The 21,088-nt window shown below is 73.7% G+C and carries 23 protein-coding genes and 1 pseudogene; 6 read left to right on the top strand and 18 right to left on the bottom strand.

The genetic code is table 11. From position 1 onward, the window contains the following. Positions 1-15: 15 nt before the first annotated feature. Complete coding sequence (locus ACRYR2_RS15995; RefSeq protein WP_432563882.1) at positions 16-678, bottom strand: maleylpyruvate isomerase family mycothiol-dependent enzyme; 663 nt, start codon at positions 676-678, stop codon at positions 16-18. Positions 679-777: 99 nt separating this feature from the next. Here ACRYR2_RS15995 and ACRYR2_RS15990 point away from each other — a divergent pair, with 99 nt between their 5' ends. Then, positions 778-1,518, top strand: coding sequence for a polyprenol monophosphomannose synthase (locus ACRYR2_RS15990; protein ID WP_432563881.1), 741 nt, complete (start codon positions 778-780; stop codon positions 1,516-1,518). Positions 1,519-1,579: 61 nt separating this feature from the next. Here ACRYR2_RS15990 and ACRYR2_RS15985 read toward each other — a convergent pair whose 3' ends face one another. Continuing rightward, the gene (locus ACRYR2_RS15985; protein ID WP_432563880.1) at positions 1,580-1,999 is read right to left on the bottom strand and encodes a VOC family protein; all 420 of its coding nucleotides are present in this window, start codon (positions 1,997-1,999) and stop codon (positions 1,580-1,582) included. A 268-nt stretch (positions 2,000-2,267) separates the two neighbouring features. Between ACRYR2_RS15985 and ACRYR2_RS15980 the strand changes: the two genes are divergently transcribed. Further along, positions 2,268-3,380 carry an EAL domain-containing protein gene (locus ACRYR2_RS15980; RefSeq protein ID WP_432563879.1) on the top strand — a complete coding sequence of 371 codons (1,113 nt, stop codon included), beginning with the start codon at positions 2,268-2,270 and terminating at the stop codon, positions 3,378-3,380. A 4-nt stretch (positions 3,381-3,384) separates the two neighbouring features. Here the strand turns inward: ACRYR2_RS15980 and ACRYR2_RS15975 are convergent, their stop codons facing one another. The 7 genes and pseudogenes from ACRYR2_RS15975 to ACRYR2_RS15945 all read right to left on the bottom strand — a co-directional run bounded on the left by ACRYR2_RS15975 (position 3,385) and on the right by ACRYR2_RS15945 (position 8,558). Further along, positions 3,385-4,041: a GOLPH3/VPS74 family protein gene (locus ACRYR2_RS15975; RefSeq protein ID WP_432563878.1), complete on the bottom strand. Its 657-nt coding sequence runs from the start codon at positions 4,039-4,041 to the stop codon at positions 3,385-3,387. Positions 4,042-4,711: 670 nt separating this feature from the next. Beyond that, positions 4,712-5,068: pseudogene (locus ACRYR2_RS15970) on the bottom strand (response regulator); the annotation flags it as partial. Beyond that, positions 5,065-5,571 (bottom strand): chemotaxis protein CheX, encoded by a 507-nt coding sequence (locus ACRYR2_RS15965; RefSeq protein ID WP_432563877.1) that lies wholly within the window; start codon positions 5,569-5,571, stop codon positions 5,065-5,067. The pseudogene ACRYR2_RS15970 and the gene ACRYR2_RS15965, both read right to left, overlap by 4 nt. Then, positions 5,568-5,951 carry a response regulator gene (locus ACRYR2_RS15960; RefSeq protein ID WP_432563876.1) on the bottom strand — a complete coding sequence of 128 codons (384 nt, stop codon included), beginning with the start codon at positions 5,949-5,951 and terminating at the stop codon, positions 5,568-5,570. Before ACRYR2_RS15960 ends, ACRYR2_RS15965 begins: the two co-directional genes overlap by 4 nt. Beyond that, positions 5,948-6,778 carry a CheR family methyltransferase gene (locus ACRYR2_RS15955; RefSeq protein ID WP_432563875.1) on the bottom strand — a complete coding sequence of 277 codons (831 nt, stop codon included), beginning with the start codon at positions 6,776-6,778 and terminating at the stop codon, positions 5,948-5,950. The genes ACRYR2_RS15960 and ACRYR2_RS15955 overlap by 4 nt, the downstream gene beginning before the upstream one ends. Before the next feature lies 1 nt (position 6,779). After that, positions 6,780-7,982, bottom strand: coding sequence for a protein-glutamate methylesterase/protein-glutamine glutaminase (locus ACRYR2_RS15950; protein WP_432563874.1), 1,203 nt, complete (start codon positions 7,980-7,982; stop codon positions 6,780-6,782). Between the two features lie 204 nt (positions 7,983-8,186). Continuing rightward, positions 8,187-8,558 (bottom strand): nuclear transport factor 2-like protein, encoded by a 372-nt coding sequence (locus ACRYR2_RS15945; RefSeq protein ID WP_432563873.1) that lies wholly within the window; start codon positions 8,556-8,558, stop codon positions 8,187-8,189. 96 nt (positions 8,559-8,654) lie between these two features. Here ACRYR2_RS15945 and ACRYR2_RS15940 point away from each other — a divergent pair, with 96 nt between their 5' ends. From ACRYR2_RS15940 to ACRYR2_RS15930, 3 genes are read left to right on the top strand one after another with little or no spacing between them, the layout of a single operon-like run. Further along, positions 8,655-8,861, top strand: coding sequence for a DUF4287 domain-containing protein (locus tag ACRYR2_RS15940; protein WP_432563872.1), 207 nt, complete (start codon positions 8,655-8,657; stop codon positions 8,859-8,861). Positions 8,862-8,881: 20 nt separating this feature from the next. Then, positions 8,882-9,007 (top strand): hypothetical protein, encoded by a 126-nt coding sequence (locus tag ACRYR2_RS15935; RefSeq protein ID WP_432563871.1) that lies wholly within the window; start codon positions 8,882-8,884, stop codon positions 9,005-9,007. Further along, positions 9,004-9,684, top strand: a complete 681-nt coding sequence (locus ACRYR2_RS15930; protein WP_432563870.1) for an esterase/lipase family protein — start codon at positions 9,004-9,006, stop codon at positions 9,682-9,684. The genes ACRYR2_RS15935 and ACRYR2_RS15930 overlap by 4 nt, the downstream gene beginning before the upstream one ends. A gap of 100 nt (positions 9,685-9,784) precedes the next feature. Here ACRYR2_RS15930 and ACRYR2_RS15925 read toward each other — a convergent pair whose 3' ends face one another. The 3 genes from ACRYR2_RS15925 to ACRYR2_RS15915 are packed head-to-tail and all read right to left on the bottom strand — an operon-like array spanning position 9,785 to position 12,085. Then, positions 9,785-10,501, bottom strand: coding sequence for a YcnI family copper-binding membrane protein (locus ACRYR2_RS15925; RefSeq protein ID WP_432563869.1), 717 nt, complete (start codon positions 10,499-10,501; stop codon positions 9,785-9,787). A gap of 23 nt (positions 10,502-10,524) precedes the next feature. Continuing rightward, positions 10,525-11,139: a hypothetical protein gene (locus tag ACRYR2_RS15920; RefSeq protein WP_432563868.1), complete on the bottom strand. Its 615-nt coding sequence runs from the start codon at positions 11,137-11,139 to the stop codon at positions 10,525-10,527. A 31-nt stretch (positions 11,140-11,170) separates the two neighbouring features. Continuing rightward, positions 11,171-12,085, bottom strand: a complete 915-nt coding sequence (locus tag ACRYR2_RS15915) for a hypothetical protein (RefSeq protein ID WP_432563867.1) — start codon at positions 12,083-12,085, stop codon at positions 11,171-11,173. A 211-nt stretch (positions 12,086-12,296) separates the two neighbouring features. On the opposite strand from ACRYR2_RS15915, the gene ACRYR2_RS15910 reads away from it, so the two are divergent. Continuing rightward, the gene (locus tag ACRYR2_RS15910; protein ID WP_432563866.1) at positions 12,297-13,100 is read left to right on the top strand and encodes a hypothetical protein; all 804 of its coding nucleotides are present in this window, start codon (positions 12,297-12,299) and stop codon (positions 13,098-13,100) included. Positions 13,101-13,191: 91 nt separating this feature from the next. On the opposite strand, the gene ACRYR2_RS15905 is transcribed toward ACRYR2_RS15910, so the two are convergent. The 6 genes from ACRYR2_RS15905 to ACRYR2_RS15880 form a co-directional block, all read right to left on the bottom strand. After that, positions 13,192-13,632, bottom strand: a complete 441-nt coding sequence (locus tag ACRYR2_RS15905) for a chemotaxis protein CheW (protein WP_432563865.1) — start codon at positions 13,630-13,632, stop codon at positions 13,192-13,194. 1 nt (position 13,633) lies between these two features. After that, positions 13,634-16,057, bottom strand: coding sequence for a chemotaxis protein CheW (locus ACRYR2_RS15900; RefSeq protein WP_432563864.1), 2,424 nt, complete (start codon positions 16,055-16,057; stop codon positions 13,634-13,636). A gap of 276 nt (positions 16,058-16,333) precedes the next feature. Then, the gene (locus tag ACRYR2_RS15895) at positions 16,334-16,957 is read right to left on the bottom strand and encodes a GTP-binding protein (RefSeq protein WP_432563863.1); all 624 of its coding nucleotides are present in this window, start codon (positions 16,955-16,957) and stop codon (positions 16,334-16,336) included. Beyond that, positions 16,938-17,333: a DUF742 domain-containing protein gene (locus ACRYR2_RS15890; protein WP_432563862.1), complete on the bottom strand. Its 396-nt coding sequence runs from the start codon at positions 17,331-17,333 to the stop codon at positions 16,938-16,940. The genes ACRYR2_RS15895 and ACRYR2_RS15890 overlap by 20 nt, the downstream gene beginning before the upstream one ends. A 6-nt stretch (positions 17,334-17,339) precedes the next feature. Next, entirely contained in the window at positions 17,340-17,786 is a 447-nt protein-coding gene (locus ACRYR2_RS15885) for a roadblock/LC7 domain-containing protein (RefSeq protein WP_432563861.1), read from the bottom strand. Between the two features lie 90 nt (positions 17,787-17,876). Continuing rightward, positions 17,877-21,062 (bottom strand): sensor histidine kinase, encoded by a 3,186-nt coding sequence (locus ACRYR2_RS15880; protein WP_432563860.1) that lies wholly within the window; start codon positions 21,060-21,062, stop codon positions 17,877-17,879. Positions 21,063-21,088: the final 26 nt, after the last annotated feature.

Here is a 21,088-nt window from a genome sequence, read left to right as displayed (position 1 = left end):
CCAGTCTACGGACCGCTACCGGCGGCCGGTGCCGGTGATGCGCGAGCGCACGAACGAGGCCCCCGGACCGCTCAGCTCCGGCAGGTACGCGGCGCGCCCGGCCATCGCCATCACCAGCGCCTCGGTGCTCCCGACCACCTGCGGCCCCGACCCGACGGCGAACGGCCCGTCGTCGGCGACGAGCCGCAGTCCCCGCGCCACCGTCCGGCTGTCCACCGCGAAGTTCCGGGCGGCGTAGAACCGCGCCACGACCGTCCAGGCCTGGACCGGGGCCGAACCCGGCAGCCCCAGCGGGCGGCGGACGTCCTGGCCGTGCACGAGGACCTCGCCCAGCCACGCGGCGGCGTGCCGCGACGGCGCTCGCAGGCTGGGCACGACCTCCCGGAACCGTTCGAGCGTGCCCGACGGGCCCGGTCCCAGGTGCTCGGCCAGCCGGCGCCGGTTGTGCACGTCGGCGCGCAGACCGGCGGCCAGCACGCTGCGGACCCAGCGGAACGGCGTCATCCGGGCGGCGGAGGTCAGGTGGGCGAGGGTCTGCTCGACGGTCCAGCCGCTGCACAGCGACGGCGAGCGCCACTGCTCGTCGCTGAGCGCGGCGAGGTCGTCGGCGAGGGCGGCGCGGGCGACGCAGGTCAGGACGGACACGGGGCTTCCGGACGGCGGGGACGTGGTGCTCATGCCCGGTGGACCGCCTGCCCGTGCGGGACTCATCGGCGCCCGATCACCCTGCGGTAGCGTCGGAGGCCCGTCCGTTCCCGACCACCGAGCGAGTTCACGTTGGCCGAAGCCCTGCGCTGCGTCGTCGTCCTGCCCACCTACGACGAGGCCGACAACATCTCCGGGATGCTCGACCGGGTCCTGCACTCCCCCGTCGCCCCCGACGTCCTGGTCGTCGACGACTCCTCCCCCGACGGGACGGGGGCGATCGTCGAGCAGGTCGCCGCGCGGTACCCGCAGGGTCGCGTCCGGCTGCTGACCCGCACGAGCAAGGACGGTCTGGGCGCGGCCTACCGGGCGGGGTTCGCGCACGCGCTGGCCACCGGCGACCACGACGTCGTCGTGCAGATGGACGCCGACGGCTCGCACCCCGTCGAGGCGCTGCCGCGGATGCTGGCCGAGGTCGCGGCCGGCGGGGACCTGGTCCTGGGCGCGCGGTACGTGCCCGGCGGCGCGCTCGACGACGCCTGGCCGTGGTACCGCAAGGCGCTCTCGCGCGGGGCCAACGTCTACGCGCGGACGCTGCTGCGGGCCCCGGTCGCGGACCTGACCGGCGGGTTCAAGGCGTGGCGCGCCTCGTTGCTGCGGTCCCTGGACCTGTCGGAGCTGACGGCGGCGGGGTACGCGTTCCAGATCCAGACGACGCTGGCGGCGTTGCAGCAGGGCGCGGACGTGCGGGAGGTGCCGATCCTGTTCACCGAGCGGACGCACGGGACGTCGAAGATGTCGAAGGAGATCATCGGCGAGGCGATGCTCGCGGTGCTGAGGATGCGGCTGCACGGGCCGACCGGGCGCCGCTGAGGTCGCGGCCGGGTTCGGACCGTTGTCCGGCGCTGCGCGCCGGACAACGGTCCGCAAGACCTCAGCCCTCCGCGGCCGGGGAGAGGTTGACCATCCAGGAGACGCCGAAGCGGTCGGTGAAGGCGCCGTACTCGTCGCCCCACACCTGCTTCTCCAGCGGCACCGTCACCGTGCCGCCCTCGGACAGGCCGGTGAACGCCGCGCGCAGGACCTCCTCGTCGTCGCCGAACAGCGCGACGGTGACGCTGTTGCCGGCGACGAGTTCGGTGCCGGGTGCGGTGTCGCTGGCCATCAGGGTCCAGCCGGTGTCGGTGTCCAGCTGGGCGTGCATGACGCCCTCGGGGTCGACGCCGTCGGGGGCTCCGAACTCGCCGAAGGTGCTCACGTCGAGCTTGCCGCCGAGGACGGAGTGGTAGAAGGCCATGGCCTCCTTGGTGGTGCCGGCGAAGGTCAGGTACGGGGACAGGTGGGAGTTCGTCATCGGGACCTCCTCGTTGGGGACCGGTGGTGCCGACGCTAGCGGCTGACGGTCCTCTTGTGACCCTCCCACCTGCGGAGATCCGACGCTCAATCACCCTCGGTCACGACTGGTGACTGTTGCCGTCTCGTGATTGCCTGTGGATCAGCGTTCTGGAAAAGTCGTCCCGTCAGCAGCGGCACCTCGCGCTCGCACCGTCCCCGCGCGGTGCGCCCGCGGCTCGCACGGTTCGCTGCGACGGGTGGGGGCAGGTTCCGCGGGAGGTCGACAGGTGCACGCGCAGGACGACGACGCTGACGCCGTCGCCCAGCTGCTGGACCTGGCCCGCGACATCTTCGGCACCCCCGTGGCCGCGCTGACCCGCGCGACGGCCGCCACACCGTTCCACGTCGAGCAGACCGCCAGCGTCCTGGAACCGCACGCGACGGTCCGACTCCTGGCCGACACCGACCTCGGCGGCTGCCCGCTGAGCGTCGTCGTCGTCCGTCCCGACGGCGAACCGCACGGCCGGTTGATCGGGGTCAGCGACCGGACGGTGGCGGCGCTGGGATCGCGCCAGCTCGAGGCGCTGCACGTCGTCGCCGCGCTCGTCGCCGGGGTGCTGCACCACCGTGACCGGCGCCGCGCCGAACGCGACGACCGGCTGGCCTCCCTCGACGCCCTCGTGGCCGGCGCCGGCCGGCTCACCGTGGTGCAGCCGATCGTCGACCTGCACCGGGGAACCGTCGTCGGCGCCGAGGCGCTGAGCCGGTTCACCAGCGCCGAGGGCGCACCGCGGTGCCCCGAGCAGGTCTTCGCCGACGCCCGCTCCTCCGGCGTCGGCGTCAAGCTCGAGCAGTCCGCCATCGCCTCCGCCCTGCCCCTGCTGGACGGGCTGCCCGCCGGGGCCTACCTCAGCGTCAACACCTCCGCCGAGGCGCTGCTGGACCAGGACACCCACGACCTGCTGCTGTCCACCCGCCCGGACCGGCTGGTCGTCGAGATCACCGAGCACGATCCGGTCGCGGACTACGCCGCGCTGACCGAGGTGATCTCGCACCTGCGCCGGGCCGGCGTGCGCGTGGCCGTCGACGACGCCGGCGCCGGGTTCGCCAGCCTGCAGCACGTGCTGCACCTGACGCCGGACATCGTCAAGCTCGACATCGCCTTCGTCCGCGGCATCGACACCGACCCCGCCCGCCGCGCGGTCGCCCGCGCCCTGGTGGGTTTCGCCTCCGAGCTGGGCTCGACGATGGTGGCCGAGGGCGTCGAGCGCACCGGCGAGCTCGAGGTGCTCAAGGACCTCGGCGTGGAGTGCGGGCAGGGGTACCTGCTGGGCCGGCCGACCGCGCAGCCGAACTGGGCCGCGGGACCGGACGACACGACGGCGATCCTGCTGCGCTGACCGCTCACCCGGCAGCGGCCAGCACGGCGACCCGCAGTGCGGCACGACCCGGGACCGCGGCGGTGAGCTCGCGCGCGGCGGCGACCGCCCCGCGACGGGCGCTCCAGCCGAGCCCGTCCAGCGGGAAGCCCCGACCCGACTCGGCCAGGACGGTCAGGGCGACGGCGTCCTGCGGGGTGGGGTCGGCGGCGCCGGTCAGCACCGCGCGCAGGCGCTCGCGGACGGCGCGGGCCCGGGCGGGGTGGGTGAGGACCCAGCGGTCGCGGCGCAGCAGGCCCAGCACGCGCTCGCGCCGGTGCTCGGCGACACCGGCGGCGGCCAGCCGGTCCAGCACGGCCCCGGACAGCGCCGATCCCAGTCGCTCCACGGCCGTGACCGCGGGCAGGCCCGCACCCGTGGGGCCGGTGACGAGCCGCACGGCCCGCCGGCGCAGGTCCTCCCCCGGTTCGGCGCCCGTCGCCACGACGCGGCGGCGGTAGGCCAGCACGCCGTCGGCGGCGAACTCGAGGTGGCCGGTGGCCAGGAGGTCGAGCAGCAGCGCCCCGCCGATCACGGTCTCGAGGGTGCGGGACGGCAGGCCGCGGCGGCGGCCGTCCTCCAGCAGCAGCAGGAGGAGGTCCTGCGCTGTCGCGGCGGGAGTCGTCGGGGCGGTCGTCGTCACGTGCCGATGGTCGCCGCGGCGGCGGCGGGCGCACGAGCGTCTTGCGGTGCGAGGACCCGCACCGGTGGGAGGACCCCGGACGACGGAGAACCCCCCGTCCGGACGGACGGGGGGTTCTCCGGGTGCGACCTCAGAAGGTGACGATGCTGAGCGCACCCTTGCCGTAGCGGGCCACCTCGACCGCGAGGTCGAGACGCGAACCCGTGCGGGTCGCCCAGTCCACGACGTCCGGGCGCAGGACCTCGCCGGGCACGTACGACGCGTACAGCTTCAGGTGCGCGGCACCCTCGACGTTGAACAGCGACGCCATGATGTTGAGCACCTCGCGGGAGTTCACCGCGAGGTTCTCCGGCAGTTCCCGGTCCTCGATCGCGGCCTCGCTGGCCCCCGGGGGCAGCAGGCCGATCGCGGCACCGGCGTGCGCGGCGAAGGGGAAGTCGAAGACCACGACGGCCTTGGACTTCAGGTGGTCGTCGACGTACAGCCCGACCAGCGACCCCGGAACCCCACCGACGGGCACGGGGTTGCCCTCGCGCAGTTCGACGTCGCGGTTCAGCAGGTCCGACAGCAGGTTGCGGATGGCCAGGTTCGACGGCAACGGGTTGACGTCGAACTTCACCTCGCCCTGGGCGACGGAGGTCTCCGTCGCCCCCGCACCGGCGTCACCGCCGAGGACGGGCGCCAGCGCGGCGGCGAACGCCTCGGGCGTGAACGGCTTGGCGATGAGGAACAGGGCGCCGGCGGCCGCCGCCTTCTCCCGCATCTCCTCCGAACCCTCCGACGTCACGAAGCCGAACGGCACGTCGATGCCCGAACCGCGGAGGTTCTGCAGCATCTCGTAGCCGGTGGCCTCCGGCATGTTCCAGTCGGACAGGACGATGTCGGGGTTCTCCTTGCGGACGACGTCGAACCCCTCCTTGCCGTTCTCGGCCTGGACGACGTCGACCCAGTCGTAGCCCGCCTGCCGCAGCGTGCGGATGACGATCTGCCGCATGACACGGCTGTCGTCGACGACCAGCGCCTTCACGCCCGGACCTCCTCGGACGGGGCGGCCGCGGCCAGCCAGACCTCGAACGTCAGCCACTGACCCTGCCAGTTGGCGTCCAGCCTGGCGGCCAGACGGTCGGAGGCCCCGTGGAGCGGTTTGGCGGTCGAGACCACCGGCAGACCCAGCGGGCCGGCGTCGGGCACGAGGGCCTTGATGTTGCCGCCGACGATGTTCGAGACCTCGCCGAGGGAGTCGTAGACGTCCTCGTCGGTCAGTTCACCGTCCTCCTGCAGCAGCGCACCGGCCAGCGGCGCGGCCAGCGGACGCTCGACGCTGACGGTCACGATGCCCGGACGGGCGCCGGAGATCGTCACCGAGGCGCACAGGATCTCGCCCTCGATGTCGTGCGGCTCGTAGGCCGGGACCAGGAACTCGGTGTGCGCGAAGTACGACGCCCACATCTGGTCGACGATCTGCGCGAGCGCCTCGTCCTCGACGTAGTCGGTCGGCTCCTCGTAGGTCTCCTCGATCAGTTCGGTCACGCCTGCGCTCCTTCGGGCAGCAGCCCCAGCAGGGAGAGCTTCTCCTCGAGGGCCTCGACGGTGAACGGCTTGATGAGGTACTCGTGCGCACCGGCGGCCAGCGCGCGCACGATCTGCCCGTGCTCGGCCTCGGTGGTGACCATCATCAGGGTCAGCGCGCGGTAGTCGCGGTTGGCCCGGACCTGGGTGACGAACGTCAGACCGTCCATCACGGGCATGTTCCAGTCGACCGTGGCGAGGTCGGGCAGCGACCCCGACTTGAGGACCTCCAGCGCCTCGGCGCCGTCGGCCGCCTCGACCGTCTCGTAGCCCAGCTTGCGCAGTGCACCAGCGATGATCTTCCGCATGGCGCGGGAGTCATCCACGACCAGAGCCTTCATGCCTGACCTCCATTCTTGGGACGGTGGACCGAAACCCGTCCGATGAGTTCGCGGTCCCAGTTGTCGTCGACGCCCAACGTCGTCTCAGCTCCCCCGAGGAACATGTAACCGCCGGGGCGCAGCACCTTGCGGACCCGGGACAGGATGTCCCGCTTGGTCTCGAGGTCGAAGTAGATGAGCACGTTGCGCAGGAACACCACGTCGAACTGGCCCAGGGCCGCGTACGAACTCGTGAGGTTCAGCTGCTGGAAACGCACCATCCGCTTGATGTCGTCGTTCACCTGCCACTGGGTGCCCACCCGGGTGAAGTGGCGCACGAGCATCGGCGCCGGCAACCCGCGGTTCATCTCCAGCTGCGAGTAGCGACCCGCCCTGGCCTTCTCCAGGACCTCGTTGGACAGGTCCGTGGCGACGATCTCGGCGCGCCACCCTTCGGCGACGAGGCTGTCCTGCAGGCCGATCGCGAGGCTGTACGGCTCCTGGCCGGTCGAGCTGGCGGCCGACCAGATGCGCAGCGACCGCGTCGCCGCGCGGGCCTGCTTCAGAGCCGGGACCACCGACGTCGAGAACGCCTGGAAGGGCGCGCCGTCGCGGAACCACGACGTCTCGTTGGTGGTCAGCGCCTCGACGATCGCGGTCTGCGCACGGCGGTCGGGACGCAACCGGATGCCGTCGACGTAGGCGGAGACGTCGGCCGCACCCGCAGCCCGTGCCAGCGGCACGAGCCGGGACTCGACGAGGTACTCCTTGCCCTTCTCGAGGACGATCGCACTTTCCTTGCGCACGAGGGTGCAGACCCAGTCGAAGGCTGTGGTCGTGAGTGCCATGTCACCACCTGCCTTGAGTGGGACGGGCCGCGGGAGCGGCGGGACTGAACGCCGGCGGAGGTACCGAGGCGGTGGAACGTGTGGAAGCGAGGGGGGAACTGCCGGCGGTCGCCGGCCGGGCCGCCGGGCCCAGCCGCCGGGTGATGGCGTCGGCGATGGAACCCAGGGGCAGGACCTCGTCCGCGATGCCCTCGCGGGCGACGGCTCCGGGCATGCCCCAGACCACCGACGTGGCCTCGTCCTGCGCCACGACCTGCCCTCCGGCGGCGGCGACGGCCTTGCAGCCGAGCTTCCCGTCCGAGCCCATCCCGGTGAGGATGACGGCCAGCAGCTCCCCGCCGAACGCGGCGACCGCCGAGCGGATCATGACGTCGACAGCCGGCCTGCAGAAGTTCTCGGGAGGTCCCTGGTGCAACTTGACCACCAGCTGCGGCCCGCGGCGGACGACCTCCATGTGGAAGTCGCCGGGAGCCACGTACACGCTGCCGGGCACGACGGGTTCGCCGTCGGTGGCCTCCACGACGCGCAACGCGCTCGCCTTGTCCAGGCGCTGGGCGTACAGGCGGGTGAAGACCGGCGGCATGTGCTGGGTCACCAGCACGGGCACACCGAGGGTGGCGGGCAGTCCGGCCAGCACGGCCGACAGCGCCTCGGGGCCACCCGTGGAGGACCCGATGACGAGGGCGCGCGGGGCCTTGACGGCACCGGAGGGGACGCGGGTGGTGACGGGGGTGGCCGGCTGCGCGGCGACGGGGCGCACGGGTGCGGCCGGGGCCGGGGCCGGGGCCGCCAGGTGCGGGACGAGCGCCTTGATCTTGGGGATCAGCTGCTCGCGGACGGAGTCCATGGACTCCTGGACCGAGCCGACGTTCGCCGGTTTGGTCACGTAGTCGGAGGCACCCGAGGACAGCGCCTCGAGGGTGGCCGTCGCGCCGCGCTCGGTGAGCGTGGAGAACATGATGACCGGCAGCCGCCGGTCGACCTTGCGGATCTCCTTGATCGCCTCGAGGCCGTCCATGACGGGCATCTCGATGTCCAGCGTCACCACGTCGGGGGCGAGCTGGGCGATCTTGTCGAGCGCGATCTTGCCGTTGGGCGCGGTACCGACGACCTCGATGGCCGGGTCGGAGGCCAGCACGTCGGTGACGAGCCGCCGGACGACGACGGAGTCGTCCACGGTGAGCACCTTGATGCGTTGGCTCACGTCGTACCTGACCTTCCCTGCCGCCGGCGCGGGGGTCGGCGCCGTGGAACGCCACCCGGACGGGCGGCTTCCTATCCATCGGCGTCCGGCGCCCAACCTTGAAGGCGACGCTGTGTTTTGACGTCGTGACTGTCCGTACACGCCTACTCTGCTGCGCCGCGCGCCACCCGTCGAGCGGGAACGCGTCGGGCCGCGAGCCCGGGCTCAGCGCGCCAGCCGCGACAACGCGGTGAACGACGCGTACAGCCGCATGGCGACGATGCGGGAGCCCGCCAGGTCGTAGACCAGGCAGAAGGGCACACGCTGCTCCCCCGTGTCGGCGACGAAGCAGCCCTCCAGCACCGCGCGCCCGGCCGCGCTGGTCAGGGAGGTCCCCACGGGACGGGCGGCGTACCGCGTCTCGTGCAGGGCCGTGATGTGGTCCTGGACGGCGAGCGGGCCGGTGAACACCTCGCCGGTGTCGGCGTCCGTCCAGGTGACGCCGGGATCGAGGTACGGCGTGAGGTCCTCGCCGGCGGTCATGGCCGCGAAGTAGGCGGTCATGAGACGTCCGGTCGCCTGCGCATCCTCGGGCACGGCAGCTCCTCCGCTCGAAGGTCGCCCGCGGTGACCGCTGGATCCGGCAGGATCCGGGAGTCATCCGGACGAGGGACGACACCAGAGGAGGACCACGTGAGCGAGAAGGTCAAGGGCCCGGCCAGCTACTTCCCCTCGATCGAGGCGAAGTACGGCAGGCCGGTCACCGAGTGGCAGGACCTGCTGCGCGCCCACCGCGCCGAGCACCCGGGCCTGAAGCACCTGGAGCAGGTGAACTGGCTGAAGTCCGAGCACGGCCTGGGGCACGGCCACGCGAACGCCCTGGTCGCCGCCACGGACTGACCCGTGGCGAGGACGGTGCGGTGCCCCACCGCCTGACGGCCACCGACGCGCCCGGCGGACCGACCGTCCGCCTCGACCGGGTCCAGGACGAGGGCGTGCGGTGGGGCACGCGGACGACGTGGCCGGCCGAGCTGGTGCAGCGGTGAGCCTGCGCCTGGCGGTTCGCGCCGCGGACTACGCCTGGATCGTGCGGGCCCAGCTGCGGGCGCTGCTGCCCGGGAGCCCGGACTGGTCGGGCGGCACGGGCGCGCCGGTGCTCCTGCTGCCGGGGATCTGGGAGAGCTGGCACGTCCTGCGCGGCCTGGGCGACGCGCTGCACGCGGCCGGCCACCCCGTCCACGTCGTCCCCGGGATGGGGGCGAACTCGGCCGAGCTGGACGAGGCCGCCCTGCTGGTGCGCGACCGGCTCGTCGCCCTCGACCTGCACGACGTCGTCGTGGTCGCGCACTCCAAGGGCGGCCTGATCGCCAAGGCCGCGTTCGCCCTGCCCGAGGTGGCCGACCGCGTCAGCGGCGCCGTCGCGGTGGCCACCCCGTTCGCGGGCTCGCGCCACGCGACGTGGTTCCCGGCCCGGTCGGTGCGCCGGCTGTCCCCCCGCGACCCCGCGGTGCGCCGGCTCGTCGCCGACGTCAGCTCGCACCCGCGGATCGTGGCGCTGCGCCCCCGGTGGGATCCGCACGTGCCGCGCGAGGCGGGCACCCCCGGCCTGGCCGGGGCCGCGGAGGTCGAGCTGCCGCTGGAGGGGCACTTCCGGCCGCTGGGCGATCCGCTGCTGCACCGGGCCGTGGTGCGGGCGGTCGCGGGGTTCAGCGCGAACGCCTGAGCCGCCGCGCCGCGACCTCGCCGCCACGTCGGGAACTGCTCGCCGCGGGAGGGGGATCGCCGGCGACGCCCCCCTCCCGCGACGGGTCGGGACCGCTGGATCAGGACCGCTGACGCCGCAGCAGCACGATCACGAGGGCGGCCAGTCCCAGGACGAGCGCACCGCCGGCCAGGCCGCGGGCGAGCGGGTCGGCGTCGGAACCCTCGACGGCCGCCGCGGGTTCCTGGGCTTCCTCGACGTGCTCCGTCGCCGCACCGTGCTCGTCGGCGGAGGCGGCCGTCGTGGTGAACTCCGGCGCCGGGCTCTGCGGTTCCCCGGCCCCCTCCTCGGCGACCTCGGTCCAGCTCGAGACCTCACCGTCGGCGTAGGTCTGCACGGTCGGCAGGACGATGCGGGTCCCCTCGCCGGGCAGCGGACCGACGTTGGCCTCGAACTCCTCGAACTGCCCGACCGCGATCCCGGGAGTTCCCGGGTCGGCCGTCCAGGTGATCGTCAGCGGAGCCTGCGTCACCGTCACCCCGTCGTCCTCCACGGGTGCGGGCAACGCGCCCTCGGTGACGACGGCGGTCCAGCCGGCCACGGGTTTCGTGGCCACGTAGCTGAACGGGTGGTCGGTCGGCAGCGCGACCTCGATCGAGGTCGTCGCGGCCGTGTCGGACTCGTTCGGAACGCGGAACGTCACGACGCTGTAGCCGCCGGCGGCCGTCGCGTCGGGCACGGCGTGGACGTGGGCCGCGGCGGGCACGGCGGCGAGAACGGTTGCGGTGCAGGCGGCTGCGCCCACGACGAGGGCGCGCGCGGGCAGGGTGGTCTTCACGGTGGTCACTCCGGGTGGTGTCGTCAGGACGTGGTGGCGAGGGCGGGAACCCTCGGCGGACCACGTCGGCGCACCCGGCGCGCCGCGACCGACCGCGGTTTCGGCAGGTCGGCCGGCACCGGGGCGACCCGCACCGCGACGTGCCGCAGGACGGGCAGCAGGACCCGGACCAGCGGGCGCAACCACGCCCACAGCGACCACAGCAGGAACTCGCCGTGGACCAGCGCCAGCACGGCCAGGACCGTGGCCACGGCGTGCGCGAACGTCATCCCGACGGAGAACACCCCCGGGGCGGCGGTCACGTCCACCGGAGTCCACTCCTGGTGGTGACCGGCCGCGACGACGGCCGTCGTGGGACCGGAACAGGCGAACACCGCGTGCAACGCGACCTGCCCGCCCCCGAGGAGCCCGCCGAGGACGGGCCAGGAGAACCGCCGGCCGGCCAGCAGCAGGCACACGGCCACCAGCACCACGGCGACGGCCGCGAGCAGGGCCGGAGCGGGCACACCCCCACCGGCGGCGACGTGCGCCCCGGCGGCCAGCCCCAGGACGGTGCCGGCGACGGCCCCCGCGCGCAGCACCCGCAACCCGCCCCGCGACGGACCGGGGGCACCGGTCGTCACGGCGGGATCCAGCACGCCCCCACGGTACCGGGGCGCAGGGGTGGCCTCAGGCGGTGCCGAAGGCCGCTTCCCACGGCCGCACCAGCACGGCGCGCGCGTCGGAGCTGAGCAGGTCGGCGACGACCTCGGCGTGCACGACGCCGGAGACGATGTTCCACAGCCCGCTCGCGCCGTCGGCGGCGTCGAGGCCGCCGGCCCGGAACGCGCGGACGGCCAGCAGCTGGGCGGCGGCGGCGGTGCGCACCCGGTCGGACAGGTGCACGGCCCACGACGCGTCGTGGACGGCGCCGGCCCACTCCCCGGCCGACGGACGGCTGGAGTCGGCGACGGCCCGCAGGCAGGCGCGGTCGGTCCCGTCGAGGCGGCGCAGGGTGTCGAGCACCCGGGCGACGCCGGCCTGCTCCGGCCCCAGGCCCGTGGGCTGCTCCGGCAGCGGGGCGAGGTCCTTGGACGCCTGCAGGTACGGGTGGGCCAGGACGCGGCGGACGTGGTCGGGCAACCGGTCGCCCAGGTAGGTCGACACGGCGGCGTCGGCGAGCACGTCACCGGCGCGGCCGGCGTCCTCGGTGCGCAGCCGCGGGCCACCGGCCAGCGGCGTCGACCACGTCCAGTCCAGGACGTCGTGGTGCACCAACCGCACGAGGGCGTCGGCGTCGGCGATGGTGCTGGTCTGCAGGACGCGGACGATGCCGGACTCGACGCGGGCGCCGGCGACCTCGTCGGTGAAGTCCTCACCGGCCAGGCCGTTGGCGACCTGGTGCAGCACGTCGGTGATCTGCGGGACGTCGTCGCAGGCCGTGCGCACGGACTCCCACGCGGCGACGCGCACGGCCGGGTCGTGCCGGGCGGCCAGGAGGTCGATCTCGCGGGGACCGCAGGCCAGCGCGCGCAGCAGCACCTCGGCGGTGGAGTCGCCGTGCGGGATCCGGACGAGGTCGAAGCCCAGGACGGGAGAGCTCACGAGGGAGTAGTGCACGGTGTCGCCTCCGGTCTGGTCGCACCGCCCGGTCCGGCGGAGTGGCCCCACCCTGACACTGCGTGACCCCGCGGGCCAGGTCAGGTCAGCCGTCCGGGCGCATCCCCGGCTTCCCGGACCCCCGGGTGGGTCACCCCTCGCGACGGGGTTGCGCCGTCCGGGCGACGTGGGGACCACCCGGCCGTAACGTCGTGTCGTGACGGCCGGTGAGGACGAGCAGGAGCGCTCCGGCGACGAACGGAGCGACGGCGAGGGCGCTGCGGACGAGGACGCGCGGCGGCGGTGGGTCTCGTGGCTCCTGGTCGCGGCGTGCCTGCTGCCGGTGGTCCTCGTCGGCGAGGCGGGGCGGCGGGTCCTCACGGGTGCCTACGACGCGGACTTCTTCGGGATCTCCCCCGACCAGCGCGGCCTGGACGCCGGCGCCACCGACGGCTTCGACCTGCCGGTCTCGCGCCGGTTCAGCGTGCTGTGGTTCCAGATGGGCCTGCCCGGGCCTCTGCTCGCCGGGCCGGTCGCGGCGCTCGCGGTGGCCGCCGTCGTGCTCGCCGGCCGGCCGGCCTGGCTGGTTCCGGACCGCTGGGGACGCCGCGTGGCCGCAGCCGGCGCGGGCCTCGCGGGACTGCAGGCGCTGCTGGTGACGGCCGGGTTGGTGCACGGTGTGTCCGGCGCGGCCGACGAGGGCACCGGCTCCCTGGAGCTGAACTGGTACGGCCCGACCACGAACAGCTTCCCCGAGGTCGCCGGCGCCCTGGCGCTGCTGCTGCCGGCGATCGTCGTCCCCGTCGTGGCCGGCCTGGTGATCTGGCGGGCCGGGCCCGCCGGTGCCCCGGTCGCCGACGTCGAGGAGGGAGTTCCCGAGCCGGCGACCGCGGCCGCACCGACCGCCGGGGAACCTCCCGAGGAGGAACCCGGGCACGAACCCGGGCAGGAAGCCGGGCAGGCGTCGTCGGTGCCCGTGGTTCCGGAGGACGAGCGGCACCTCTACCGTCGCCCGGGGTAGCCGGCCGACGCCGGGCACCGTGGACCGCCGGACGCAGAACGGGGTGGAACCCGGAGGTCCCACCCCGTCCAGCAGTTCTCAGGCCGCGTTCTCAGGCCGCGTTCTCCGCGCCCTCGATCTCCAGCGCCTTGTCGACGTCGAGGACGAGCAGCAGCGCGTCGTCGAGCTTGTAGGCGCCGCGGATCAGTTCGCGGATCGGCCCGGACAGCGTGTCCGGCGGCGGCTCGAAGGTCGAGTCGGTGACCTCGATGACGCCACCGATGGAGTCGACCAGCAGGCTCCAGACCTCTTCGGCGGCACGGACGACGACGTTCATCGCGACCTTGCCCTCCTCGCGGTCGGGCATGTTCAGCCGGCGGCGCAGGTCCAGCGCCGTGACGACCTGACCGCGCAGGTTGATCAGGCCGGCGACGGCGCGCGGGGCCAGCGGCGCGGGCGTGCGGGGCTGCTCGGTGAGCACCTCCTGCACGCGCCGCACCTCGACACCGAACAGGTGCCCGGCGAGGTGGAACGTGGCGTACTGCGTGGACACGTCAGACCCCCAGTCGCTTGGAAGCTTCGGCGAGCTCGTTCTGAGCCTGCTCGGTGAAGAAGTTCGGGTCGGCGGCGAGGATCGCCGAGCGGACGTCGAGGAGTTCGGTCACGCGGTCGCGGATGACCGCCGAACCGACCAGACCGGCGTCGTCGATGTCGCTGTGCGCGTCCTGGCCGGCGACGATGTCGACGATCTCGTCGACGACGATCGCGACCGACCGGCCGCGTGCGGAGTACACGACACCCGGGACGGACTCGACCTCCTCCGTCGAGTAGGACGACCGCGAGCCACCACCGAGGTGGTTGGAGAGCCGGACCAGCGGCAGGATCTCGCCGCGGTAGCGGACCACCTCGCGGCGCCCGACGCGCTCGATGGAGTCCGTGCGGAACTCCTCGAGGCGGGTGACGACGTCCAGCGGGATCGCGACCCGGCGGTTGCCGCCGAGGCCGACGACGAGCAGACGCTGCCCGTCGCCGGTCGCGGCCTGCTGGGTGGCGGCCTCGTCGTTGACGTGCTCCAGGCCGTCCGAACGCATGGTGCGGCGGGCCAGCGACTGCACGTCGAGGATCAGCGAGACGCGACCGTCGCCGAGGATCGTGGCGCCGGCGTAGGCCCCGATCGCCTTCAACGCCCCGGAGAGGGGTTTGACGACGATCTCCTCGGTGTCCAGGACGCGGTCGACCAGCAGGCCGAAACGACGTCCGTCGCACTCCAGGACGGCGATGACGAGGTTCGTCGGCAGTTCGACGTCGGCGGGGCGCTGCAGTTCCAGCGCCTCCTCGAGGCGGATCAGCGGCAGCAGCGCACCGCGCAGGCGGTACACCTTCGCGCCACCGACGTCCTCGATCGCCTTGCTCATGCGCTCGGTGTCCAGGCTCACGAGTTCGAGCAGGTTCACCTGCGGCATCGCGTAGCGCTGACCGGCGCACTCGACGGTCAGGGCCGGCACGATCGCCAGCGTCAGCGGGATCCGCAGCCGCCAGGTGGTGCCCTGGCCGGGCACCGACTCCACGTCGACGGAACCGCCGATGCGCTCGATGTTCGTCTTCACGACGTCCATGCCGACGCCCCGGCCGGAGACGTTCGTGACCTTGGCCGCGGTGGAGAAACCGGGCAGGAACAGGAACTGCAGGATGTCGTTCGGGGTCAGGACCTCCAGCTTGGCCGCGGAGACCAGGCCCTTCTCGACGGCCTTGGCGCCGATGACGCCCGGGTCGATGCCCTTGCCGTCGTCGCGGATCTCGACGACGACCTGGCCGCCCTCGTGGGCCGCGCGCAGCTTCAGCGTGCCGACCTCGTTCTTGCCCGCCGCGCGACGGACCTCCGGCGGCTCGATGCCGTGGTCGACCGCGTTGCGGACGATGTGCGTCAGCGGGTCCTTGACCGCCTCCAGCAGGGTGCGGTCGAGTTCGGTTTCGCCGCCCTCCATCTCGAGCTTGATCTTGCGGCCCAGCATGTTCCCGAGGTCGCGCACGACGCGGGGCAGCTTCGACCACAGGTGGTCGATGGCCTGCATGCGGGTGCGCATGACCGTTTCCTGCATCTCGCTCGCGACGAGGTTCAGCCGGTGGCAGGCGCGGGTCAGGTCCTCGTCGCGCAGCGCGCCGGCGCGCTGGAGGATCTGGTTGCGGGCCAGGACGAGTTCGCCGGCCTGGCGGACGAGGGACTCCAGGAGTTCCACGTCGACGCGGATGGTGGCCTCGGCGGCCGACGCCTTCTCGGCGGGTGCGGCACCGGCCGGGGCGGGGGCGGCGGGAGCCGGGGCGGCGGCGGGGACCGGGGCCGGGGCCGGGGCCGGGGTGGCCTCGGCGACCGGCGCGGGCTCGGGCGCGACCTCCACGACGGGCGCGGGAGCGGGTTCGGGGGTGACCTCCACGACCGGGGCCGGCTCGGGCGCGACCTCGGCGACGGGGGCCGGCTCGGGCGCGATCTCGGCGACGGGGGCGACCTCGGCGACGGGGGCCGGCTCGGCGACGGGGGCCGGCTCGGGCGCGACCTCGACACCGGCGGCGGCGCCGGCGGGCAGCACGGGCTCCTCCCCGTCGAGGACCGCCCGGATGGCGGCGACGACGGCGGTGACCTCGACGGCCGCCTCGGAGTGCGACTCCTCGATGGCGCTCAGCAGGGCACGGATGGTGTCGACCATGCGCAGCAGCACGTCGGTCGTGGTCGGGGTCATGACCAGCTGGCCGTCGCGCAGACGGGCGAGCAGGTTCTCCCCGACGTGGGCGACCGACTCCAGCTTGGAGAAGGCCAGGAACCCGGAGGTGCCCTTGATCGTGTGGATGGTGCGGAAGACGCTGGCCAGCAGTTCCCGCGAACCGGGCTGCTGCTCCAGCGCGACGAGGTCGGAGTCCAGCTGGTCCAGGTTCTCGTAGCTCTCGACCAGGAACTCCTGGACGATCTCGTCCATGTCGTCCACGGGCGCTCCCACTTCTCGCGTCGGGTGCGACCCCGTCGCCGGGACCGCTCATCACTTGCTCTGCCTTCTCATCGGCACCTGGGCCGCAGAGCTGAAACGCGCCCGCCCCCCACCCCCGTGATCAAGGATTCGACCGCGGCGCTCGAGGGGTCGCGAATCCTTGATCGCCGGCGTTGAATCCTTGATCACCGGGTGGTTGGGGCGGGTGGGGCGGGGGGACGCAGCAGAGGCCGGCCCCCGGGATCGGGGACCGGCCTCCGCCGGTGCGCGGCGACCTCAGGACGCGGCGTTCAGGCGTGCGAGCGCCGTCTGCACCAGCGTGATGAGGCTGTGCTTGGTCGCGGCCTTGGAGCGGGCGTCGGTGTAGACGAGCGGCACGTGGTCAGGGACCGCCAGCGCCTCGCGGACGGAGTCCAGGTCGTGCTGGGCCACGCCGTCGAAGCAGTTGACCGCGACGACGAAGGGGATGCCGCGGGACTCGAAGTAGTCCACGGCGGGGAAGCACTGGTCCAGGCGGTCGGTGTCGACCAGGACGACGGCGCCGATGGCGCCCTTGACCAGGTCGTCCCACATGAACAGGAAGCGGTCCTGGCCGGGGGTGCCGAACAGGTACAGCCACAGGTTGCCCGGCAGCGCGATGCGGCCGAAGTCCATGGCGACCGTGGTGGAGGTCTTGCGCTCGGAGTTCAGGCCCGCGTCGTCGACGCCGACCGAGTGCTCGGTCATCGCGGCCTCGGTGCGCAGCGGCTCGATGTCCGAGATGGATCCGATGAAGGTCGTCTTGCCGACGGCGAAGCCGCCGGCGACGACGATCTTGACGACGGTGGGCGGGGCCTGAGTGTCGGTTCCCGCGGGCGCTCCGGCTCCGGCGGGGCTCACGTCAGAGCGAGGAAATGCCATTGAGAACACTCTCCAGGACGCTGATGGTGGTCGCGGGTTGAGGGGCCGAGGTCATCGTGAGGCCGTGGATGCGGACCTTCCCGGACTGGGACAGGTCGCTGACCACGACGCGGACGACGCCGACCGGCAGGTGGACGTGTGCGGACAGCTCCGCGATCGACAGGTAGGACGTCGAGGTGAGTTCGAGGATCCTGCGCCGTTCCGGCGTCATCCCGATCTCCGGTGCGGCCGTGGCCTCCACGAGCGCCTCGACCGGGAGGTCGGCGTTGCTCGGGCGGGTCCGGCCACCGGTGACGGTGTACGGGCGGACGGTGAACTCCTCGACGTCCTGGTCGTCGTCGTCGGACCAGAGGTCCGCGCTACCAGGTGCTGTCACGTGCCGTCACCACCGCGCCGCGGCCGGCGCGGAGGTGGGCAGGGCCGCCCGCATCTCCGAGACCAGCTGCGGGGTCAGGACGGTCTCGGCGCGCTGGACCAGCATGGCCATCTCGTAGCCGATGAGGCCGACGTCGCAGCCCGCCTCGGCGGCCACGGCCAGGACCGAACCGTCGGAGATGTTGACGAGGAAGAAGAACGCGTCGTCCATCTCGATGATGGCCTGGCGCACCTCGCCGGACTGCAGCTGGTTGGCGGCGCCGCGGGCCAGGCTGGAGACGCCGGAGACGATGGCGGCGAGCTGGTCGCCGGCCTCGCGGTGGAGCTTGTCGGACATCGCCATCAGCAGGCCGTCGGCGGAGACGACGACGGTGTGGGTGACGCCGGGGACGCTCTTGACGAAGTTGTCGAGGAGCCAGCTGAAGTCGGCGGCCTCGGAGCTAAGCGCGGTCACAGTGGGGTTCCTCTTCTCGCGGCGTTCTTCTGGTCAGGGTGGTGGGTCGGACGTTCTTCGTCGCCCCGGAAGGACTTCCGGGAGTTCTGGTCAGGCGTCACCGTCGGCACCGCTCTCGGGAGCGGCCGGGGTCTCGCCTGCGCGACCGCGGGACACGCCGGCCTGGAAGCCGGACAGCATCGAGCGGACGTCAGCGGGGGCGCGGCGCTGGCGGTTGGCCGCCGCGCGGACCGGGGCGGGCTTGGCCGCGGCCGCCGTGGCGCCCGCCTGGCGGCGGACCAGCGGTGCGGAGCCGGTGCCCCGGGAGGGGGTGAAGCTCTGGCCCTCGGTGAGGGCGTTCAGCGCTTCGGCGGCCAGGGCGTTGCGCTGGCGCAGGGCCTCGCCGACCGTGCGGGTCGCCGCGGGGGCCGGGGCCGCCGGGGTCGGCGCGGCGGGCGCCGCGACCGAGGCCGCGACCGGGGCCGGGGCGGGGGCCACGGGCGCCTCGACGACCGGGGCGGGAGCCGGGGTCTCGACGACGGGAGCCGCAACCACCGGAGCCTCGACCACGGGGGTCGGGACCACGGGAGCCGGGGTCTCGACGACCGGGGCCGGCGTCACCGGGGCCTCCACGACCGGAGCCGCGGGAGCCTCCACGACCGGCGCCACCGGGGCCTCCACGACGGGAGCCGGAGCCTGGGCCACGGGGGTCTCGACCTGCGCCGCGCGGTTGGCCTCCAGGGCGTCCAGCGCGGAGCCCTTGAGGTCCTCCCCGCTGCGCTTGCGGGAGGTCCAGAAGGCCTCGGCGGCCGTCTTCGGCGGGGTCGCGGAGTCGCGCACCTGGCGCGGCTTGCGACCGGCCTTGGGCAGGATGTCCTGCGCCGCAGCCAGAGCGGTCGGCGCCTCGGCCTTGCGCTCGCGCTTGGGCATCGCCGCCGCACCCGGGGACGGGGCGGTGACGGGCTTCCAGTCCTCCGCCGGCTCCACGACCGGCGCGACCGGCTCGGCGACCGGGGCGGCCGGGGCAGCGGTGGCCGCGTCGACCTTGGCCTGCGCCTGGGCACCGCGCTTGCGGGTCGGCAGCTGCCGGCCCTCGACCTTGGTCTTCGGCGCGGTGACGCCGACCTCGCTGCTGGCGGCGGCCTCGGCGGCCGACTGCTGCAGCGTCTGGGACAGGGCGTCGCCCAGGCCGCCGGCGGCCAGCGGGTTGCTGACGATCGTGCTCGCGCCACCGGCCGGGGCGGACGGGGTGCGGGTCGGCAGCGGGCCGGCGGCCGGAGCCCCCGGGGCCTGCGGCAGCGCCGACGGCGCCTCCGGCAGGGCCGAGGGAGCCTCCGGCAGGGCCGAGGGTGCGCCGTCCAGCTGCGGCAGACCGGAGTCCAGCGCGGCCAGTTCGGGCTCGCCGCCCTTGACGCTGCCCGGTGTGAACAGCGCGGCCGGCAGGACCAGGGTGACGGTCGTGCCCTCACCCTCGGCGGTGGCGAACTCGACGTCGACGTCGAGGCGGCCGGCGAGGCGGCCGACGACGTAGAACCCGAGGCGCTGAGCCCCGACGAACTCCGAGGCGCGGCCACCGGAGATGCGCTGGTGGGCGGTCTCGACCTCCTCGGCGTTCATGCCGAGGCCGGCGTCCTTGATGGTGACCTCGACGCCGCGGTCGGTCTCGGCGGTGCCGACGACGACGCGGGTGCCGGGGTCGGAGAAGTTCGTCGCGTTCTCGAGCAGCTCGGCGATCATGTGCGAGGCCGACAGGGCCAGGTGGCCGACGACCGGCGGGTCCACCTGCAGGGCCAGGTCGACGCGGCCGTAGTGCTCGATCTCGCCGGCCGCGGTGCGCACGACGTCGGACAGCGGCAGCGGCCGGCGCAGACGGCGACCGGTGTTGATGCCGGCCAGCACGAGCAGGGACTCGGCGTTGCGCCGCATCCGGGTCGCGAGGTGGTCGAGGGTGAACAGGTCCTCGAGGGTGTCGGGGTTCTCCTCGGTCCGCTCCAGCTGGTCCAGGAAGGCCAGCTGGCGGGCCAGCAGGGTCTGGTCGCGGCGGGCGACGTTGACGAACATCTCGGCGATCGAGGCGCGCAGGGCGGCCTGCTCCCCCGCGATGCGGAAGGTGGTCTCGTTGAGGTCGTTGATGACGACCTTCAGCTGACCGATCTCGTCGTTGCTGGTCACCGGGATGGGGGTGAACTCCACGCCCGGGCCCTCGCCCGGGGTCTGCATGCGCTCGACCATGCGCGGCAGCTCGTCGCGGACCTCGGTCGCGGCGGCGGCCAGGTCGCGCAGGCGGTCACCGATGCTGCGGGCGACGCGGAAGCCGAACCAGCCGACGGCCACGAAGACCAGCAGGACGACGGCGAGCAGGACGACCGTGCCGATGGTGGCGCGGGTGGCCGCGGCGTCGGCCTCCTCGGCGACGTCGTCGGCGAGGGCTGCGGTGGCGTCCTGGTAGGCGGTGATGACCTCGTCGGAGGTCTCCTCCCAGTCGGCCTGGCTCAGCGACGGGGCGCTGCTCGCCTCGAACAGGTTGCGGTCCTGGTTGAGGAAGGCCAGCGCCGAGGTCGTCGCGCCGGAGTTCAGTCGGGAGTCGAGCGCCTCGATGTCGTCGGCGCGCAGGCGGTGGCGGGCCTGCTGCTCGAAGTACGTGCCCCGCTCGATGGCGGTGCCGCGCAGGGTCTCCACCGCGGTGGTGGCGTTGCCCTGGATGGCCAGGACGCCGGCGGTCTGCTCCAGGGCCAGCGCGTCGACGCGCTTGAGCAGGTACCCGAAGGCGCCGATCTCCTGCGCCATGTCGCGGTCGGCGGCGTTCTCGGCCACGGCGACCGTCAGGTCGGTCGCGGTGGAGCTGATGTCGCTGTAGGCGGACAGCGTCGCGAGGGGCGTGGTGGTCCCGCCGTCGACGGCGCTGCGGGTCTGCGGCAGGGTCTGCCCCAGGGCGCGCAGCAGCTGCTCGTCGACGGCGCCGGCGGCGCCGGAGGTCAGGTCCAGGCCGCTGTCGGTGGCCGCCTGGCGCACCGCGGCGACCGCGGCGTCGGTGGCGGCGCGGTCGGTCGCCAGCCGGCTCCTGCCCTCCTCGCTCGGGGCGGCCAGGTACTCGACGGCGTTCTGCCGTTCGGTCTGCAGGGCCGTGAAGAACTCGTTGATCGTCTGCGTCGACTTCGCGTAGGCGGCGAGGTGGCGACGTTCGGTGGTCGTCACCGCGCTCTGGGCGGTCGTCACGACGACGGCGACGAGCAGCAGCACGAGTGGCACCACCAGGAGGACCGCGAGCTTGGCTCGGATGCTCAGGTTCCGCAGCATGTCAACCTTCCGTACGCGTTGGTGAG

This window comes from Kineococcus deserti, assembly GCF_050871945.1.
Lineage (GTDB): Bacteria > Actinomycetota > Actinomycetes > Actinomycetales > Kineococcaceae > Kineococcus.
The sequence above is the reverse complement of the archived record's forward strand: the minus strand, read 5'-3'. Positions and strand labels throughout refer to the sequence as shown.

Coding starts and splice junctions, on each gene's coding strand:
- ACRYR2_RS15995 (WP_432563882.1), bottom strand. CDS start 678: ATGAGCACCACGTCCCCGCCGTCCGGAAGCCCCGTGTCCGTCCTGACC.
- ACRYR2_RS15985 (WP_432563880.1), bottom strand. CDS start 1,999: ATGACGAACTCCCACCTGTCCCCGTACCTGACCTTCGCCGGCACCACC.
- ACRYR2_RS15960 (WP_432563876.1), bottom strand. CDS start 5,951: ATGAAGGCTCTGGTCGTGGATGACTCCCGCGCCATGCGGAAGATCATC.
- ACRYR2_RS15955 (WP_432563875.1), bottom strand. CDS start 6,778: ATGGCACTCACGACCACAGCCTTCGACTGGGTCTGCACCCTCGTGCGC.
- ACRYR2_RS15895 (WP_432563863.1), bottom strand. CDS start 16,957: ATGGCATTTCCTCGCTCTGACGTGAGCCCCGCCGGAGCCGGAGCGCCC.
- ACRYR2_RS15880 (WP_432563860.1), bottom strand. CDS start 21,062: ATGCTGCGGAACCTGAGCATCCGAGCCAAGCTCGCGGTCCTCCTGGTG.